This is a genomic window from Streptomyces tanashiensis, assembly GCF_014648895.1.
GTDB lineage: Bacteria > Actinomycetota > Actinomycetes > Streptomycetales > Streptomycetaceae > Streptomyces > Streptomyces tanashiensis.
In genome coordinates this window covers 45,226-60,839 of the sequence record NZ_BMRZ01000020.1, presented here as the reverse complement: position 1 = coordinate 60,839, position 15,614 = coordinate 45,226, and the positions used below count along the sequence as shown (strand labels likewise).

The 15,614-nt window shown below is 71.8% G+C and carries 17 protein-coding genes; 8 read left to right on the top strand and 9 right to left on the bottom strand.

Annotation, left to right across the window (positions count from 1 at the left end; all coding sequences use genetic code 11):
* Window positions 1-29: 29 nt before the first annotated feature.
* The gene (locus IE237_RS35675; RefSeq protein ID WP_017241016.1) at window positions 30-485 is read right to left on the bottom strand and encodes an Lrp/AsnC family transcriptional regulator; all 456 of its coding nucleotides are present in this window, start codon (window positions 483-485) and stop codon (window positions 30-32) included.
* A gap of 113 nt (window positions 486-598) precedes the next feature.
* On the opposite strand from IE237_RS35675, the gene IE237_RS35670 reads away from it, so the two are divergent.
* Window positions 599-736: a hypothetical protein gene (locus tag IE237_RS35670; protein ID WP_189806327.1), complete on the top strand. Its 138-nt coding sequence runs from the start codon at window positions 599-601 to the stop codon at window positions 734-736.
* On the opposite strand, the gene IE237_RS35665 is transcribed toward IE237_RS35670, so the two are convergent.
* Genes IE237_RS35665 through IE237_RS35655 form a run of 3 tightly spaced genes read right to left on the bottom strand, consistent with a single transcriptional unit; the run spans window position 733 to window position 3,794 of the window.
* Window positions 733-1,407 (bottom strand): UbiX family flavin prenyltransferase, encoded by a 675-nt coding sequence (locus IE237_RS35665; protein ID WP_189806326.1) that lies wholly within the window; start codon window positions 1,405-1,407, stop codon window positions 733-735. The genes IE237_RS35670 and IE237_RS35665 overlap by 4 nt on opposite strands.
* Before the next feature lie 30 nt (window positions 1,408-1,437).
* A complete protein-coding gene (gene mqnP, locus IE237_RS35660) occupies window positions 1,438-2,340 on the bottom strand; it encodes a menaquinone biosynthesis prenyltransferase MqnP (RefSeq protein ID WP_189806325.1) in 903 nt (300 codons plus the stop codon).
* On the bottom strand, window positions 2,337-3,794 hold the full coding sequence (locus IE237_RS35655; RefSeq protein WP_189806324.1) for a menaquinone biosynthesis decarboxylase: 1,458 nt from the start codon (window positions 3,792-3,794) through the stop codon (window positions 2,337-2,339). Before IE237_RS35655 ends, mqnP begins: the two co-directional genes overlap by 4 nt.
* An 89-nt stretch (window positions 3,795-3,883) precedes the next feature.
* On the opposite strand from IE237_RS35655, the gene IE237_RS35650 reads away from it, so the two are divergent.
* Window positions 3,884-4,279: a PLD nuclease N-terminal domain-containing protein gene (locus IE237_RS35650; protein ID WP_189806323.1), complete on the top strand. Its 396-nt coding sequence runs from the start codon at window positions 3,884-3,886 to the stop codon at window positions 4,277-4,279.
* Window positions 4,279-5,163, top strand: coding sequence for a LysR family transcriptional regulator (locus IE237_RS35645; RefSeq protein ID WP_189806322.1), 885 nt, complete (start codon window positions 4,279-4,281; stop codon window positions 5,161-5,163). The genes IE237_RS35650 and IE237_RS35645 overlap by 1 nt, the downstream gene beginning before the upstream one ends.
* Here the strand turns inward: IE237_RS35645 and IE237_RS35640 are convergent.
* The gene (locus IE237_RS35640) at window positions 5,066-5,995 is read right to left on the bottom strand and encodes a DMT family transporter (RefSeq protein WP_189806321.1); all 930 of its coding nucleotides are present in this window, start codon (window positions 5,993-5,995) and stop codon (window positions 5,066-5,068) included. The two genes, IE237_RS35645 and IE237_RS35640, sit on opposite strands and share 98 nt — an antisense overlap.
* 125 nt (window positions 5,996-6,120) lie before the next feature.
* Here IE237_RS35640 and IE237_RS35635 point away from each other — a divergent pair, with 125 nt between their 5' ends.
* Window positions 6,121-6,738 carry a flavodoxin family protein gene (locus IE237_RS35635; protein WP_189806417.1) on the top strand — a complete coding sequence of 206 codons (618 nt, stop codon included), beginning with the start codon at window positions 6,121-6,123 and terminating at the stop codon, window positions 6,736-6,738.
* A 46-nt stretch (window positions 6,739-6,784) separates the two neighbouring features.
* On the opposite strand, the gene IE237_RS35630 is transcribed toward IE237_RS35635, so the two are convergent.
* Window positions 6,785-6,976, bottom strand: coding sequence for a hypothetical protein (locus IE237_RS35630; RefSeq protein WP_189806320.1), 192 nt, complete (start codon window positions 6,974-6,976; stop codon window positions 6,785-6,787).
* A gap of 156 nt (window positions 6,977-7,132) precedes the next feature.
* Here IE237_RS35630 and IE237_RS35625 point away from each other — a divergent pair, with 156 nt between their 5' ends.
* The 4 genes from IE237_RS35625 (at window position 7,133) to IE237_RS35610 (ending at window position 12,238) form a co-directional block, all read left to right on the top strand.
* Window positions 7,133-7,585, top strand: a complete 453-nt coding sequence (locus IE237_RS35625) for a nucleoside deaminase (protein WP_189806319.1) — start codon at window positions 7,133-7,135, stop codon at window positions 7,583-7,585.
* Complete coding sequence (locus IE237_RS35620; protein ID WP_189806318.1) at window positions 7,578-8,486, top strand: isopenicillin N synthase family dioxygenase; 909 nt, start codon at window positions 7,578-7,580, stop codon at window positions 8,484-8,486. Before IE237_RS35625 ends, IE237_RS35620 begins: the two co-directional genes overlap by 8 nt.
* Window positions 8,487-8,622: 136 nt before the next feature.
* Window positions 8,623-10,686, top strand: a complete 2,064-nt coding sequence (locus tag IE237_RS35615) for a hypothetical protein (protein ID WP_189806317.1) — start codon at window positions 8,623-8,625, stop codon at window positions 10,684-10,686.
* Between the two features lie 4 nt (window positions 10,687-10,690).
* Window positions 10,691-12,238: a hypothetical protein gene (locus tag IE237_RS35610; protein WP_189806316.1), complete on the top strand. Its 1,548-nt coding sequence runs from the start codon at window positions 10,691-10,693 to the stop codon at window positions 12,236-12,238.
* Between the two features lie 19 nt (window positions 12,239-12,257).
* Here IE237_RS35610 and IE237_RS35605 read toward each other — a convergent pair whose 3' ends face one another.
* From IE237_RS35605 to resB, 3 genes are read right to left on the bottom strand one after another with little or no spacing between them, the layout of a single operon-like run.
* Window positions 12,258-12,788, bottom strand: coding sequence for an SRPBCC domain-containing protein (locus IE237_RS35605; protein ID WP_189806315.1), 531 nt, complete (start codon window positions 12,786-12,788; stop codon window positions 12,258-12,260).
* Window positions 12,789-12,825: 37 nt separating this feature from the next.
* Entirely contained in the window at window positions 12,826-13,908 is a 1,083-nt protein-coding gene (ccsB, locus tag IE237_RS35600) for a c-type cytochrome biogenesis protein CcsB (protein WP_189806314.1), read from the bottom strand.
* Window positions 13,905-15,611: a cytochrome c biogenesis protein ResB gene (resB, locus tag IE237_RS35595; RefSeq protein ID WP_189806313.1), complete on the bottom strand. Its 1,707-nt coding sequence runs from the start codon at window positions 15,609-15,611 to the stop codon at window positions 13,905-13,907. Before resB ends, ccsB begins: the two co-directional genes overlap by 4 nt.
* Window positions 15,612-15,614 lie beyond the last annotated feature (3 nt).

Genomic DNA, 15,614 nt, shown 5'->3' with positions numbered 1-15,614 from the left:
GCGGGAGGTACCCCCATTGCCGCTTCGCGTCAGCCCTCTTCGGGCAGCTCCCCGACCCGGTTCTCCCACTTGGTGGAGAGCACGATCGTCGTACGGGTGCGGGAGACGCCCTTGGTGCCGGAGAGCCGGCGGATCGTCTTCTCCAGGCCGTCGACGTCGTTCGCGCGCACCTTGAGCATGAAGGAGTCGTCGCCGGCGATGAACCAGCAGTCCTCGATCTCGGCGAGGTCCTTGAGCCGGCGGGCCACGTCCTCGTGGTCGGCGGCGTCGGAGAGCGAGATGCCGATGAGGGCGGTGACGCCGAGGCCGAGCGAGGCGGCGTCGACGGTGGCGCGGTAGCCGGTGATGACCCCGGCGGCCTCAAGGCGGTTGATGCGGTCGGTGACGGAGGGGCCGGAGAGCCCGACGAGCCGGCCGAGCTCGGCGTACGAGGCACGGCCGTTCTCGCGCAGAGCCTGGATGAGCTGCCTGTCCACGGCGTCCATAGGTATGAAGCCTTCCATTGTCCAGCGATACCGCGAGTTTAGGTATAGAATCTAAGGTACACAGGGGAGACGCCCTGTGAATCTTTCAGCAGATCAAAGACGATCTTTCAGGAGTGGTGTTCACCGTGTACACGATCGAGATGGCCTACGCACGCATGCGCGAGCTGCAGGACCTGGCCAACCGCTCGCGTGCCCACCAGCCGACCGCCGCCTCGAAGCGCGCCGCGAAGAAGCGCGCCAAGAAGCGCTAATCAGAACGGGTGGCTCCACCGAGCTCACCCTCCCAACGGCGGTACAGCTCGTGCGGCACCCCTGCCGCGTCGAGCACCCGCCCGGCGACGAAGTCCACCAGATCCTGGATGTGCGTCGCCCCCGCGTAGAACGCCGGAGAGGCGGGCAGCACCACGGCGCCCGCCTCGTCCAGCGCCACCATGTGCTTGAGCGTCTGTCCGTTCAGCGGGGTCTCCCGCACCGCGACCACCAGCGGACGCCGCTCCTTCAGCGTCACGCTCGCGACCCGCTGCAGCAGGTCCTTCGAGAGCCCGAGTGCCACTCCCGCCACCGCCGCGGTCGAGGCCGGCACCACCAGCATCCCCTTCGCCGGGTACGAGCCGGAGGACGGCCCCGCGGCCAGATCCCCGGCAGCCCAGTACCGCACGTCGTCCAGGGCACCGGAGACGTCGAACGTGTCCGGCTTCCCGTCCGCGCCCCGCGCGAGCCACGCCGCCAGGTCCTCGCGCCAGTGCGCGTCCCGGAAGGAGATCCCCGTCTCGTCGAGCAGCGTCAGCCGGGAGGCCCGCGACACGACGAGGTCGACGCTCTCCCCCGCGTCGAGCAGCCCCCTCAGGACGGCGGCGGCGTACGGCGTACCCGACGCTCCGGAAACCCCCACGATCCACGGGGTGCGCTTGCCGTCGTTCATGCCTGCGAGCCTATCCGCCATCGGCCGGGCCTACGGAGTGAGCCCGCGGACCAGCAGGTCGAGCAGCGCGCACACGAACAGGCTGATCCCGATGAAGCCGTTCGTCGTGAAGAAGGCCCTGTTCAGACGGGACAGGTCGTGCGGCTTCACGATCGTGTGCTCGTAGCAGAAGGCGACGACCACGATCACCAGACCGGCCCAGAAGAAGAGGCCCGCCTCCGTCGCCACGGCGTACCAGACGAGGAGACCGGTCGTCACGACCGCCGAGGCGCGGGCGCCCCACAGCGCGGCCGGCACACCGAAGCGGGCCGGGACGGACATGACGCCGTGCGCCCGGTCCGCCTGCACGTCCTGGCAGGCGAAGATCAGGTCGAAGCCGCCGATCCAGATGCCGACGGCGAGGCCCAGGATCACCGCGTCCCAGGACCACTCCCCCGTCACCGCGAGCCAGGCGCCGATCGGGCCGATGGACTGGGCGAGGCCCAGGATCGCGTGCGGGAAGTTCGTGAACCTCTTCCCGTACGGGTAGACGACCATCGGGATGACGGCGAGCGGCGCGAGCGCCAGGCAGAGCGGGTTGAGCAGCGCGGCGGCGCCGAGGAAGACGACGACGGCGATGCCGGCCCCGGTCCACGCGGAGCGCACGGACACCGCGCCGGTCACCAGCTCCCGCCCCGCCGTCCGCGGATTGCGCGCGTCGATCTCGCGGTCGATGATCCGGTTGCAGGCCATGGCGAAGGTCCGCAGGCCCACCATGCAGACGGTGACGAGGAAGAGCGTCCACCAGTGGATGTTCCGGTCGAGCCGGAACATCGCGGTGAGCGAGGCGATGTAGGCGAAGGGCAGCGCGAAGACCGAGTGCTCGATCATCACGAGGCGCAGGAACGCCTTGGTGCGCCCCGGCTGGGCGCCCGGTACGGCGGCCGTGGTCACAGCCCGTACTCCTTCCAGCGGCGGTCCACCAGGGCCGCCGTCGCCGGGTCCGACTCCACCATGTCCGGCCAGCCGCCGTCCCGGGTGTAGCCCTCCTCCGGCAGCTTCTTCGTGGCGTCGATACCGGCCTTGCCGCCCCAGAACTGCTGGTAGGAGGCGTGGTCGAGGTGGTCGACCGGCCCTTCCACCACCGTCAGGTCACGGGCGTAGTCGGTGTTGCCGAGGGCCCGCCAGGACACCTCGTGCAGGTCGTGGACGTCGCAGTCCTTGTCGACCACGATGATCAGCTTGGTCAGCGACATCATGTGCGCGCCCCAGATGGCGTGCATGACCTTCTGCGCGTGCTTCGGGTACTTCTTGTCGATCGAGACGATCGCGCAGTTGTGGAAGCCGCCCGACTCCGGCAGGTGGTAGTCGACGATGTCCGGGACGATGATCTTGAGGAGCGGCAGGAAGAAGCGCTCCGTCGCCCGGCCGAGCGGCCCGTCCTCGGTCGGCGGACGGCCGACGACGATCGACTGGAGCAGCGGGCGCTTCCGCATGGTGATGCAGTCGATCTTCAGGGCGGGGAAGGGCTCCTGCGGCGTGTAGAAGCCGGTGTGGTCGCCGAAGGGACCCTCGGGCAGCATCTCGCCGGGCTCCAGCCAGCCCTCGACGACGACCTCGGCGTTGGCCGGGACCTGGAGCGGGACGGTCTTGCAGTCGACCATCTCGATCCGCTTGCCCTGCACGAAGCCGGCGAAGAGGTACTCGTCGATGTCGCCGGGCAGCGGGGCCGTCGAGGCGTACGTGACGGCCGGCGGGCAGCCGAAGGCGATCGCGACCGGCAGCCGCTCGCCCTTCGCCGCCGCGACCGCGTAGTGGTTGCGGCTGTCCTTGTGGATCTGCCAGTGCATGCCGATGGTGCGCTTGTCGTGCCGCTGGAGCCGGTAGAGCCCCAGGTTCCGCACACCGGTCTCGGGGTGCTTGGTGTGGGTGAGCCCCAGGTTGAAGAAGGAGCCGCCGTCCTTCGGCCAGGTGAAGAGGGCGGGGAGGAGGTCGAGGTCGACGTCGTCGCCGGTGAGGACGACCTCCTGCACGGGGGCGTCCCCGCTCTTCACCTTCTTCGGCGGCACGTGGACCATCGAGCCCAGCTTGCCGAAGGCCTCGCGGACCCCGACGAAGCCGTGCGGCAGCTCCGGCTTGAGGAGCCCGCCGATCTTCTCGCTGATCTCGCCGTACGACTTGAGGCCGAGGGCCTTGAGAAGGCGGCGGTCCGTGCCGAAGACGTTCATCGCCAGGGGCATCGAGGAGCCCTTGACGTTCTCGAAGAGAAGCGCCGGCCCTCCCGCCTTGTTCACCCGGTCGACGATCTCCCCGACCTCCAGGTACGGGTCGACTTCGGCCTTGATGCGCTTGAGGTCGCCTTCACGCTCCAGGGCCCTGAGCAGCGAGCGGAGATCGTCGTAAGCCATAGGGGCCAGTATCGGTCACGGGCTAGGCTTGGCTCGTCACCGGGGCCGTCGCAACCGGCCCCGCCACCGCTTCCAGGGGGCTCTCCCACATGCTCAGGGCGCTGATGTACATCCTGCCGCTGGCGCTGACGATCTATGCCTTCATCGACTGCCTGAACACCCCCGAGGACGAGGCCAAGCACCTGCCGAAGGTGGTCTGGGTCATCATCATCCTGCTGTTCTGGATCGTGGGCCCGATCGTCTGGTTCGCCGCCGGCAAGATGCGCCGTGCCCCCGCCGGCGGCCGTACGCCCGCCGAGTGGCACCGCAACCACCGCTCCGAGTGGGTCGCCCCGGACGACAACCCCGAGTTCCTGAAGTCCCTCCGCGAGGAGAACAAGAAGGACGAGTCCCTCCTCAAGGACTGGGAGGCGGACCTGCGCCGCCGCGAGGAGGAGCTGAAGAAGCGCGAGCAGGGCAAGGCCGGCGAGGACACCGAGAGCTGATGGAGCTGCGGCTCCTGGCCACCTTCGAGAAGGTCGCCGACGTCCTCTCCTTCACCCGGGCCGCCGCCGAGCTCGGCTACGCCCAGTCGAGCGTCACGAGCCAGATCCGCGCCCTGGAGTCCTCGCTCGGCGTCGATCTCTTCGAGCGCCTCGGCTCCCGCATCCGCCTGACCGAGGCCGGGGAGCGGCTCCTCCCCTACGCCCGCCGGATGGCGGAGCTGGCCGAGGAGGCCCGTACCGCGGTGGCGGTCACCGAGGAGCCCTCCGGCGCGATCGCGGTCGGCACCATGGAGTCCCTCACCTCCTACCGGCTGCCGCCGCTCCTGGAGTACTTCCACCACCGCTACCCGAAGGTCCGGCTGACCCTCCGGCCCACCCTCGGCGACGAGACCCGGCAGGCGCTGCGCCAGGGCACGTACGACGTCGGGTTCCTGATGGAGCCGGAGACGGAGCACGAGGGCCTGGAGGCGGAGGTCCTCGCGCCCGAACCGCTGGTCCTGGTGGCCGGCCCGGACCACCCCCTCGTCGGGCGTACGGACCTGACGAGCGCGGACCTGGCCGGGGCGCAGCTGGTGGGCACCGAGCCGGGCTGCCCGTACCGCGACCTCTTCGAGGCGGAGCTGCGGGAGTGGGCGCCGCCGTTCATGGAGTTCGGCACGATCGAGGCGACGAAGCGGGGTGTGGCGGCGGGCCTCGGGGTGGCGCTGCTGCCGAGGGTGGCGGTCGCGGAGGAGCTGGCGGCCGGCACGCTGGTCCCGCTCGCCTGGGAGGCCCCGTTCACCCTCTTCACGCAGCTCGCGTGGCGGCGGGGGAAGCGGCTTCCGGCCCACGTGCGGCTGTTCGTGGAGCAGGCGCGGCGGCTGGTGTCCGAGCAGCGAGGGTGACCTTGAGGCTGGCCAGCACGATCAGCGGGACGCCGAGCGCCTGGACGAGCCCGATGTGGTGCCCGTAGACCGCCCAGTCGACGCCCATGGCGACGGCGGGGTAGGTGAAGGCGAGGACGGCGATCTTCGCGGTGGGCAGCTTGGCGTACGCGGCGTACATCAGCACGTACATGAGCCCGGTGTGGATGAGCCCGAGCCCGAGGAGCCAGAACCATCCGGTCCCGAGCCCGGAGACGCCCCCGAAGCCGACGAAGGGCAGCAGCAGCGGCAGCCCGGCCAGGACCTGGACGAGGGCGATCAGATGGGGCCGTACGCCGGTGATCCGCTTGGTGACGAAGGTCGCGAGGGCGTAGAGGACGGCGGCGGCGAGCGCGAACCCGAGCCCGGCGAGGGAGGCGGTGTCGCCGGGCCCGACCCCGGACACGAGGACGAGCCCGACGAAGGCGAGGGCGAGCCACCCCAGCTTCCCGGCGGAGATCCGCTCCCGCAGGAAGACGGCCCCGAGGAGCACCAGGAAGAACGGCTGCGTGTGGTAGACGACGGTGGCGAGGGAGATCGAGGTGGCCTCGTACGCCTCGAAGAGGAACACCCAGTTGAAGACGATGAAGACGCCGCCGAGCGCGGCGAGCCCGAGCTTCCTCGCCGTGAAGCCGTGCCCGGTGAAGAACCCCCGCGCCAGGCTGTACGCCCCGAGCGCGACGGCCCCGAACAGGCACCGGAAGAACACCACCTCGAAGGGCGACGCCCCGGACTCGACGACGAAGACGCCGAGGGTGCCGGAGAGCACCATGGCGAGGGTGAGTTCGACGGTTCCCCTGGTCTCGTTTCTCATGACGACGACGCTACGGAGAGGCCGGGGGCCGGTCCACGAGCCAGTGGGGCGTCCTGCCGATGGGGCCGATCGGCGGGACCGATGGGGCTGGAATACCGCCCGAGAAGGGTCAGTTGGCAACGGACATGACCCTCGACCAGTCACCCGGCCCGCACCGCTCGTTCCTCTTCGTCCTCGGCAGCTCCCGCGCCGACGGCAATTCCGAGATCCTGGCCCGCGAGGCCGCCGCGCACCTGCCCGCCGACGTCCCGCGACGCTGGGTGGACCTGAACCGGCTGGCCCTGCCGGACTTCCAGGACGGCCGGCACGAGGACGCCGGCCGGCAGGCCGACGAGGTCGAGGAGCTGCTGCGGCGGGCCACGGTGGAGGCCACCGACATCGTCATCGTCTCGCCGCTGTACTGGTACAGCCTCTCCGCGCAGACCAAGCGCTACCTGGACTACTGGTCGGGCTGGCTGAACGTGCCCGGCTCGGACTTCAAGAAGCGCATGGCGGGCGGCACGCTGTGGGGGGTGACGGCCATGGCGGACGACGACCACGTCGTCGCGGACGGCCTGGTGACTGGCCTGAGCCATTCGGCGGCCTATCTGAAGATGCGGTTCGGCGGAGTCCTCACGGGAACGGCCTCCCGGCCGGGCCGCGTGCGGGCCGACGAGGGCGCGATGGCCCGGGCCAGGACCTTCTTCCAGGGCGACGCCCCCCTCGCCCGCTTCCCCTACGAGGAGGCCGGCGCCGTCGCGTGAGGGCGGCGCCGTCGCGTGAGGGCGGCGCCGTCGCCCGGGACCGGCGTCAGTTGTCGGAGCCGACGGTGTTGTCGTGGCCGGCGTTGAACACGTCGTCCTTCGCGAACTGGAGCCAGTCGCCGAAGACGATCGTGTGCGAGGCCTCCGGCTCGAAGTCGACGTACACGTCGGCACTCGCGACTCCGGCGGTGCCGAGGACGACGGCACCGACGGCGAGGGCGGTCAGCAGGGAACGCATGGCGGGGACCTCTCGGTAGAACGGCTGGACTCTCCGCACGCTAAGCGCCCCCGGCACCCGCCCTCCCGTCACCCGGCCGGTGCGGTCCCGGGCCTCAGCCGATCGGCGGCAGGCCCGGGGTGTGAGGCCGGCGCCCCGTCGGGGAAGGCTCCCCCCATGGATCTGGAACTGGCACGCCGGTGGCTCGGCACCGCCGTCGCCGAGGCCCGGGCCGGACTCGCCGAGGGCGGGATTCCGGTCGGGGCCGCGCTGTACGGGGCGGACGGGGTGCTGCTCGGGCGGGGGCGCAACCGGCGGGTGCAGGACGGCGACCCTTCGGTGCACGCGGAGACCGACGCGTTCCGCGCGGCGGGCCGGCAGCGCTCGTACCGGGGGACGACGATGGTGACGACGCTCTCGCCGTGCTGGTACTGCTCCGGTCTGGTGCGGCAGTTCGGGATCTCGCGGGTGGTCGTCGGGGAGGCGGAGACCTTCCACGGCGGGCACGACTGGCTCGCGGAGCACGGGGTCGAGATCGTCCTCCTCGACGATCCCGCGTGCGTCGCGCTGATGCGGGCGTTCGTCGAGGGGAATCCGGCGCTGTGGAACGAGGACATCGGGGATGAGTGAAGCGAACCTGCCGACGATCGACCTCACCCGCGCGCCCGCGCCGCAGCTGCCCGCCGTCGACCTCGCGCTGCGCGAGGCCGGGTTCCTGCTGGTCACGGGGCACGGCGTCGACCCGGGGCTGCGGGCGGAGATCCGGGCCGTGGCCCGGCGGTTCTTCCATCTGCCGGCCGCCGTCAAGGAGCCGTACGCGGTGCGGGTCGGCGGGCGGGGGTGGCTCGGGCCGGGCGCGGAGGCCAACGGGTACGCGGAGGGCACGGCGACCCCGCCCGACCTGAAGGAGTCGCTCTCCTTCGCGGCGGAGGAGCCGACCGGGGACCCGGCGGTGGACGCCGAGTGGTTCCTGCCGAACACCTGGCCGGCCGAGGTGCCCGAGCTGAGGCCGCTCCTGGAGACGTACCTGGCGGAGATGAAGGCGCTCTCGGACCGGGTCCTCGACCTGCTGGGCGTGGCGCTCGGCGAGGAGCGGGACTTCTTCACCCGGCACACCGGGCACCCCACGTTCGGCTTCAACGTCAACTGGTACCCGGGGCGGGAGCGCACCGGGGATCCGGAGCCGGGTCAGTTCCGCATCGGCCCGCACACGGACTTCGGCACGGTCACCGTCCTGGACCGGGAGGCGGGCAGGGGCGGCCTCCAGGTGTTCACGGAGGCCGGGGGATGGCAGGACGCCCCGTACGATCCGGCCGCGTTCACCGTCAACATCGGTGACCTGATGGCGGGCTGGACCGGCGGACGCTGGCGTTCGGGCCGCCACCGGGTGCTGCCGCCACCGGCCGACGCGCCCGCCGAGGAGCTGATGTCGCTGGTGTACTTCTACGAGTGCACGCCCGGGACCACGATCCACGGCATCGAGTCGCACGGCTATCTGCGGGCCCAGCTCGACGCCATCGCGACGGACTGAGACGACGGGCCGAGACGGCGGGCCGAGAGGAACCGACACGGAGTGAGAACGCCTCCACAACAGACTCGAAAAGCCGACCGCTTTCCCAACACACCGTCGATATCCTTGAGTTGACTGTGACGGGGGTGGCAGGGGCGTGGACAGAGAGCTGTACGGCCGCGAAGCGGTCCTGGACGACGGCGGGCTCGCCGCACGGCTCGTCGGGCTCACCCGGCAGGGGGCCGCGCGCGTCGCGTACGAGCACGGGGACGACCCGCCGGTGACGGTCTTCACGGGCGGGCGCGGCATGGGGAAGACCGCACTGCTCAAGGAGGTCCGCAACCGCTACCGGGGCTACACCCCGCTCGCCCTCCTCGACTGCGCCCACATCGAGCCGCCCGCCGACCACGGCCCCGGCTGGACCCCGGTCACCGGCGCCCTCTCCGAACTGGCCGTGCAGCTGTCGCCGAAGGTGCTCGCCGCCCGGCCCGTGCGCTTCCCCCGGCTCTCGCTCGGCCTCGTCGCGGTCGCCTCGCTGGCCTGGTCCCAGGAGGACGACGAGCGGGCCCGGCGCGACCTCCAGCGGCTCGCGCCGCTCCTGGCGACCGTCGACGCGACCAGGGGCGCCGCCGCCAACTGGGTCGGCAAGGTCCTCGCCAAGCTCGCCGCCACCTTCGCCGAGGCCTCCGCCCCGCTCGCCGGGCTGCTCGCCGAGGCGACCGTGGAGACCGTCCTGGAGGAGGTCTTCGGCCGCCTCCAGCGCGCCTCCGAGAGCTGGTACGGCAGCTACCGCAACGCCGGCGGGCGCGGCAAGGCCGGACTCCAGCAGCTCGCCATCGACTTCGAGCAGGGCGGTCGGCGGCGCCGCGAGGCCGAGGACTTCCTCGTCGGCGCCCTCACCGAGGACCTGCTGACCGCCTACACCGGGCTCCGGCGCGGCAGCCGCGTCGGCCGTCCCCTGCTCCTCCTCGACAACGCCCACGAGCCGCTCGGCCGGCAGCTCGTCGAGCCGATCCTGCGCGCCCGTTCCGCCGAGGGCCGCCGCGACCGGGTCGTCGTCCTCGCCACCTCCCGGATCCGCGACCACGAGGGCCTGCGGCAGGCCACCCGCACCCGGCTGCCCGAGACCGCGCACCGGGCGCCGTGCCCGCGCGGGACGAGCGTCGGCTCCGGCATCCTCGCCGTCGAGCTGACCCCGCTCTCCCCCGCCCAGACCCGGTCCGCCTTCGACCACCACGACCCGGCGGGCCGCACCCCCGCCGCACTCTCCCGCGCCGTCCACCGGCTGACCGGCGGCCGCCCCCTGGGCGTGGCCCTCCTCGGCCGGGCCGCAGGCGAGGTCCCCGCGGAGCTGCGGGCCGGTCTCACCCCGGGCGGGCTCCTCGACCTGACCGTAGAGTTACGCGAGGACGCCCCGCCGGTGCCCGTCGCCCCCACGCTCCTCGCCGAACTCCTGCCGGTCCGCCGACCGGGGCCGTACGCCGTGCTGGCCGCGACCCACGACGAGGAGTCCGCCCGGATGCTCGCCCACGCCCGGCTCCAGGGGGAATCCCTGGACGGGGACGTGGCCCTGCGGGTCCGCGACCAGCTGCGCGCCGAGAACTGGGGCGAGGGCCCGGGCCACTTCGTCGCCGACCCGCTGCTGCGCGCGCTGCTCCTCCACCGGCTCCGCTTCGAGGACGGCGACCACCCGCGGTACGCCGCCTGGCACGCCGTCCACGAGACGCTGTACCGCCACTACGGGCCCGGCCCCGGCCCGTACCGCCTCCATCACGGCCTGGCCCTCGGCCGTACCGAGGAGGCCGTCGCCCATCTGCGGGAGACCTTCCCCGAGCAGGACGTCCTCGGCTGGCTCGGCCGGCTCCGGTTCATCGCCGCCGCCCCGTACCCGCGCGAGCGGAACCGGCCGGGCCCCGATCCGCGCCGGGCGGTCGCCCTCGGGCAGGAGCCGGCCGGCGCCCTCCCCGACGGCCTGGACCCCGAGACCACCGCACTCCACCTGTCCGTACGGCGGCTGCTGCACGCCGTGTGGCTGCTCACCGATCCGCTCGCACTGCCCGACGACGAGGTCGCCGACCGGCTCGCGCACGAGCTGCGCCGGCTCTCCGGCCGCCATCTGACGGGCAGCGGTTCACTCTGGGACGCGGCAGGCCACTGGCCGCGCGACATCCGTGCCTGGCGGGAGCTCTCGCTGCCGCCGGGCCGTGAGAACGGAGTCTGACGCCATGCCCGACCGCTTCGACGCACGGCTGCGCCGGCGCGTCCGCACCCCCCGCCAGAAGCTCGTCGCCTCGGTCGTCACGGCCGCCGTCGTCCTCGGCCTCGGCGGGTACGGCTTCGCCCGGCTCACCCAGCCGGAAAACCGTTCCTGCGCTCCCGGTGTGGCCCGCCCCGCCGGCAGCGAGGAATGCATCGGCGTCAACGGCACCGGCCACGACTTCGGCACCGGCGACCTCCGCGCCGTCGCCGAGACCATCCGCGACGAGAACGCAGGCCTCAAGGCCGGCGAGTACGTCACCGTCGCCGTCCTCCTGCCCCTGACCTCCACCGACAGCGGCATGCGCGCCAAGGTCCTGCACGAGGTGCAGGGCGCGTACGCCTACCAGCGCCGGGCCAACCAGGAGTCCAACGGCCAGCGGCCCACCATCCGTCTCGTGCTCGCCAACACCGGCCAGGGCAACGCCCACTGGCGCACCACCGTCGACCAGCTCGTCGCCATGGCCGACGGCCCCGACCGGCTGCGGGCCGTCTCCGGCATCGCCACCTCCTCCACGGAGATGCGCGAGGCGGTGACCGCCCTCACCCGCGCCCGGGTCGCCGTCGTCGGCACCACCATCACCGCCGACGACATCGCCAACGGCCCCGGCCGCAAGCCCTACCCCGGCCTCGCCCGCGTCTCCCCCACCAACAGCGACGAGGCCAAGGCGCTCGCGCACTTCGGCCGCGTCGACGCCGCCAAGGCGCTCCTCGTCCAGGACACCCGCAGCGGCGACCACTACGTCGACACGCTGAAGGCGGCCTTCGCCGCCTCCCTCGCGAAGGCGCCCCTGGAGCCGCAGGAGTTCACCTCGGCCGCCGACTCCACCCAGGAGGGCACCACCGCCAACACCTTCCGCAACATCACGCACCTCATCTGCGACACCCGCACCGAGACCGTCTTCTTCGCGGGCCGCCACACCCAGCTGCGCCAGTTCATCAACGCGCTCGGCGACCGCGGCTGCGTCGACCGCGCCTTCACGGTCCTGACCGGCGACGAGGGCTCGTACCTGGGCGCGGACAAGAAGCTCGACCGGAACGCCCTCAAGAGCAGGCTGACCGTGCGGTACGCGTCGCTGGCCCACCCCGACGCCTGGAAGCCGGCCCCGGGGCGGACGCTCCCCCGGACGGGCGGCTCCGCGCAGGCGTACGCGGACTTCGTGGAGGACATCGCCAAGGCCGCCCCGAAGAACGAGCCGGTGGCGCTCGCGGACGGCCAGGCGATCATCGCGTACGACGCGATGGCGACGGCGGTCCACGCCATCCGCCAGGCCACCCCGGAGGGCTCGGCGTACCCGTCGAAGGAGGACGTGGGGACGCAGTGGCCGCAGGTCAAGGGCTCCCTGCGGGTCCAGGGCGCGAGCGGCTGGATCTGCCTGGACAACTACGGCAACCCGTACAACAAGGCGGTCCCGATCGTGGAACTGGCCCAGGACGGCACCCAGCGCTTCGTCCAGATGGCCTGGCCGGAGGGAAACCCCCCGACGGACACCTGCCTGCCCCCGAAGAAGGGGTGACGCCCGTTGCGGGCGGGTCCTACGGCTCCCACTTGGGCCAGGGCGCTTCGTCGCGCTCGTACAGCTCCCGCAGGTGCCGCCGGCGCTCGGGCGCCCAGTCCCGCCAGTCGCTCGGGTGACCGCCCAGCGCCGCGGCGAGCCGCTCGAAGTGCTCGTGCCACCCGGCGAGGCAGTCCAGCCGGTACTCCGCCGACCCGCGGAACTCGTTGGTGAAACGCAGCACGGTCGACCCGTCGCCCCCGGACCCCGGCTCCAGATGGAACCGGATCCGGCCGTGCGAAGGACCGACCGTGTACTCGGCGACGACATCGGGGTCCCAGGCGGTCACCCGCCCCGAGACCTCGGTGTCACTGTTCAGCCAGCGGAGAGTGACCTTCCCGCCCAGCCGCGGCTCCAGCGGATCCGCCTCGCAGAGCCAGCCCGGCAGGCCCTCGGGCGAGGCGACGGCCGCCCAGACCAGCGGCAGCGGATGCGGAAGGTCCACCACGAACCGCAGCAGGTGCGCGTCGCCGTCGTGGGTCTCGCTCCTGCCCCGGGGGATCTCGCTCATACCTCCAGCGTCACCCCGGGGCAGGCCCCGTGCCAGCTCAGACGCCGGCGTAGGAGTGCTTGCTGCTCACGAAGATGTTGACGCCGTAGTAGTTGAAGAGGAAGCAGCCGAAGGCGATGAGCGCGATGTACGCCGCCTTCCGGCCCTTCCACCCGGCCGTCGCGCGCGCGTGCAGGTACGCCGCGTAACCGACCCACGTGATGAAGGACCAGACCTCCTTGGCGTCCCAGCCCCAGTAGCGGCCCCACGCGTCACCGGCCCAGATCGCGCCGGCGATGATCGTGAAGGTCCAGAGCGGGAAGACGGCCGCGTTGACCCGGTAGGCGAACTTGTCGAGCGAGGCGGCGGCGGGCAGCCGCTCCAGGACGGAGCGGGCGAAGGAGCCGGGGTTCCCGCCGGTCGCGAGCTTGTTCTCGTACGAGTCGCGGAAGAGGTACAGCAGGGTCGCGACCGCGCCGATGTAGAAGACCGCGCCGCAGAAGATCGCGGTGGAGACGTGGATCCACAGCCAGTACGAGTCGAGCGCCGGGACCAGCTGGTCGCTGGGGGTCTTCAGCCAGGTGACGGCCATGCCCAGGTCGAGCAGGACGGTGGTGACCAGCGGAAGGCCGATCCAGCGGACGTTCTTCTTCGCGAGGAGGAAGCCGAGGTACGCGCCGACCGCCACCGTCGAGAAGGTGGTGGAGAACTCGTACATGTTGCCCCAGGGGGCACGCTGCACGGAGAGCGCCCGGGCGACCACGCCCGAGGCCTCGACCAGGAACGCGAGAACGGTGAGCGAGACGGCGATGCGGCCGTACAGGTCGCCCTGGACGGTGCCGCCCGCCGCGCCCGGACCGTCCGGCACGTCACGGGTGCCGGCCGCGGAGCGCGTGACGACCTTCGGCTTGTCGAGGACGGTGGTCCCGCCGGCCTTCTTGACCTGGACGGTCACGGCCGGGGCGGCGGCCGGAGCCTGCTGCGTCAGGGCGGCGGCGGTGCGGCCGACCTTGCTGCGGCTGCCGAACACCCACTCGGCGATGTGGGCGAAGAAGGCCAGTGTGTAGACGGCCATCGAGGAGTAGATGAGCAGGTCGCTCATCCGCGCCAGGCTCTCGTTGGTCGTGGCGGCGAGGATCACTTGTCGGCCTCTCCAGAAGGGGCAGGGTCTTCTGCGGGTTCTTCCGCGGTTTCCGGTACGGCTTCCGCCGCGGGGGGCGCCTGAACGGTGAGCGCGACCGCGAGGTCACCCAGCTCCTCCGGCAGCTTGGCGGACTCGCTCCGGCCGAGGCCGGCCATCTCGACGACGGTCACGCCGTCCTCACCGCGCACGGCCCGGACCCAGACGCGGCGCCGCTGGATGAAGAGCGAACCGGTCAGTCCGGCGATCGCGGCGATGGCGCCCGCGAGGGCGAGCCCGTTGCCGGGCTGCTGCGAGATCTGGAAGCTCGCCCACTCCTTGACGTCCTTCTCGAAGGTGATCGAGCCGGCGCCGTCGGGCAGCGTCATGGTCTCGCCGGGCAGCATGCGCTGCGCGAGCTTGTTGCCGGACGCGTCCGTGAACTGGGTCATCTTGGACTTGTCGAGCTGGTACACGTTCTGCGGCAGGCCGGAGTTCACGCGGAGGTCGCCGTGGAAGCCGGTGAGCGCCATGACCGGGAAGTCGAGCGCGGGGAACTGCGAGAACATCGTGCCCTTGCCGGCGCCCGCGAAGGTCGGCACGAAGAAGGCCTGGAAGCCCAGCTGCTCCTTCTTGCCGTTCTTGTCGCGGTAGCCGTCCATGACCTTGATCGCGCCGGTCGACGTGATGTTGTTGTCGATCGGCAGCAGCGGCACGGCGCCGTGGAAGACGGTCTTGCCGCGGCCGTCCTTGACGGTGACGACGGGCGCGTACCCGTGGGCGATCAGATAGACCTTGGAGTCGCCCACCTTCAGCGGCTCGTTGACCCGGATGACCGCCTTCTTGTCGGCGCCGCCCTGCGAGTAGCTGACGGCCGCCTCGAAGGTGCGCGGGGTGCCGCGCTGGGGGCCGTTCTTCTCGTACGTGCCGTTGAAGGACTCCAGCTTGAAGCTGAACGGCTCCAGCTCGTCGGTGCCGAACTGGGAGCCGGACTTGAAGTCGTCGTACTGGGTGAGCGTGTTGGAGAAGCCGTCGCCCTCGACGATCAGCTTGCCGCCCTCGGACTTGAAGAGCTGGCCCCAGGCGAAGGCGACGAGCATCACGATCAGGGCGACGTGGAAGGCCAGGTTGCCGGCCTCGCGGAGGTAGCCCTTCTCGGCCGCGACCGCGTTCCCCGCCGTGTGGGCGCGGAAGCGGCGGCCCTTGAGGAGCGTGAGCGCGGCCTCGTGGACCTGCTCGGGCTCGGCCTCGGTGCGCCAGGTGGTGTACGCGGGGAGCCGGTCGAGGCGCCGGGGGGCGCCCGGCGGGCGGCTGCGGAGCTGGCCGACGAACTGCCAGCTGCGCGGCACGATGCAGCCGATGAGGGAGACGAACAGCAGGATGTAGATCGCGGAGAACCACACCGAGCTGTAGACGTCGAAGAACTGGAGCTTCTCGTACAGCGGGGTGAGCGTCTTGTGGGCGTCCTTGAAGGCCTGCACCTTCAGCTCGTCCGCGCTGGTCTGCGGGATGAGGGAGCCGGGGACGGCGCCCAGGGAGAGCAGGAAGAGCAGGATCAGCGCGACCCGCATGGAGGTCAGCTGCCGCCAGAACCAGCGGATCCAGCCGACGACCCCGAGGGTGGGTCCGCCGACGACGGTCTCCTCCTGGGGAGCGGTCGACAGCTGGGCCCCGGCCGCCTCCTCGGCGGCTCGCCCGGTCTCGCTCGTATCGGTCTTGCTCATGGA

Bases quoted from the DNA above. Each gene is read 5' to 3' on its own strand.
- IE237_RS35675 (WP_017241016.1), bottom strand. From the start codon at position 485: ATGGACGCCGTGGACAGGCAGCTCATCCAGGCTCTGCGCGAGAACGGC.
- IE237_RS35665 (WP_189806326.1), bottom strand. From the start codon at position 1,407: ATGAACGACGGCAAGCGCACCCCGTGGATCGTGGGGGTTTCCGGAGCG.
- IE237_RS35655 (WP_189806324.1), bottom strand. From the start codon at position 3,794: ATGGCTTACGACGATCTCCGCTCGCTGCTCAGGGCCCTGGAGCGTGAA.
- IE237_RS35650 (WP_189806323.1), top strand. From the start codon at position 3,884: ATGCTCAGGGCGCTGATGTACATCCTGCCGCTGGCGCTGACGATCTAT.
- IE237_RS35645 (WP_189806322.1), top strand. From the start codon at position 4,279: ATGGAGCTGCGGCTCCTGGCCACCTTCGAGAAGGTCGCCGACGTCCTC.
- IE237_RS35640 (WP_189806321.1), bottom strand. From the start codon at position 5,995: ATGAGAAACGAGACCAGGGGAACCGTCGAACTCACCCTCGCCATGGTG.
- IE237_RS35635 (WP_189806417.1), top strand. From the start codon at position 6,121: ATGACCCTCGACCAGTCACCCGGCCCGCACCGCTCGTTCCTCTTCGTC.
- IE237_RS35630 (WP_189806320.1), bottom strand. From the start codon at position 6,976: ATGCGTTCCCTGCTGACCGCCCTCGCCGTCGGTGCCGTCGTCCTCGGC.
- IE237_RS35625 (WP_189806319.1), top strand. From the start codon at position 7,133: ATGGATCTGGAACTGGCACGCCGGTGGCTCGGCACCGCCGTCGCCGAG.
- IE237_RS35620 (WP_189806318.1), top strand. From the start codon at position 7,578: ATGAGTGAAGCGAACCTGCCGACGATCGACCTCACCCGCGCGCCCGCG.
- IE237_RS35610 (WP_189806316.1), top strand. From the start codon at position 10,691: ATGCCCGACCGCTTCGACGCACGGCTGCGCCGGCGCGTCCGCACCCCC.
- IE237_RS35605 (WP_189806315.1), bottom strand. From the start codon at position 12,788: ATGAGCGAGATCCCCCGGGGCAGGAGCGAGACCCACGACGGCGACGCG.
- resB (WP_189806313.1), bottom strand. From the start codon at position 15,611: ATGAGCAAGACCGATACGAGCGAGACCGGGCGAGCCGCCGAGGAGGCG.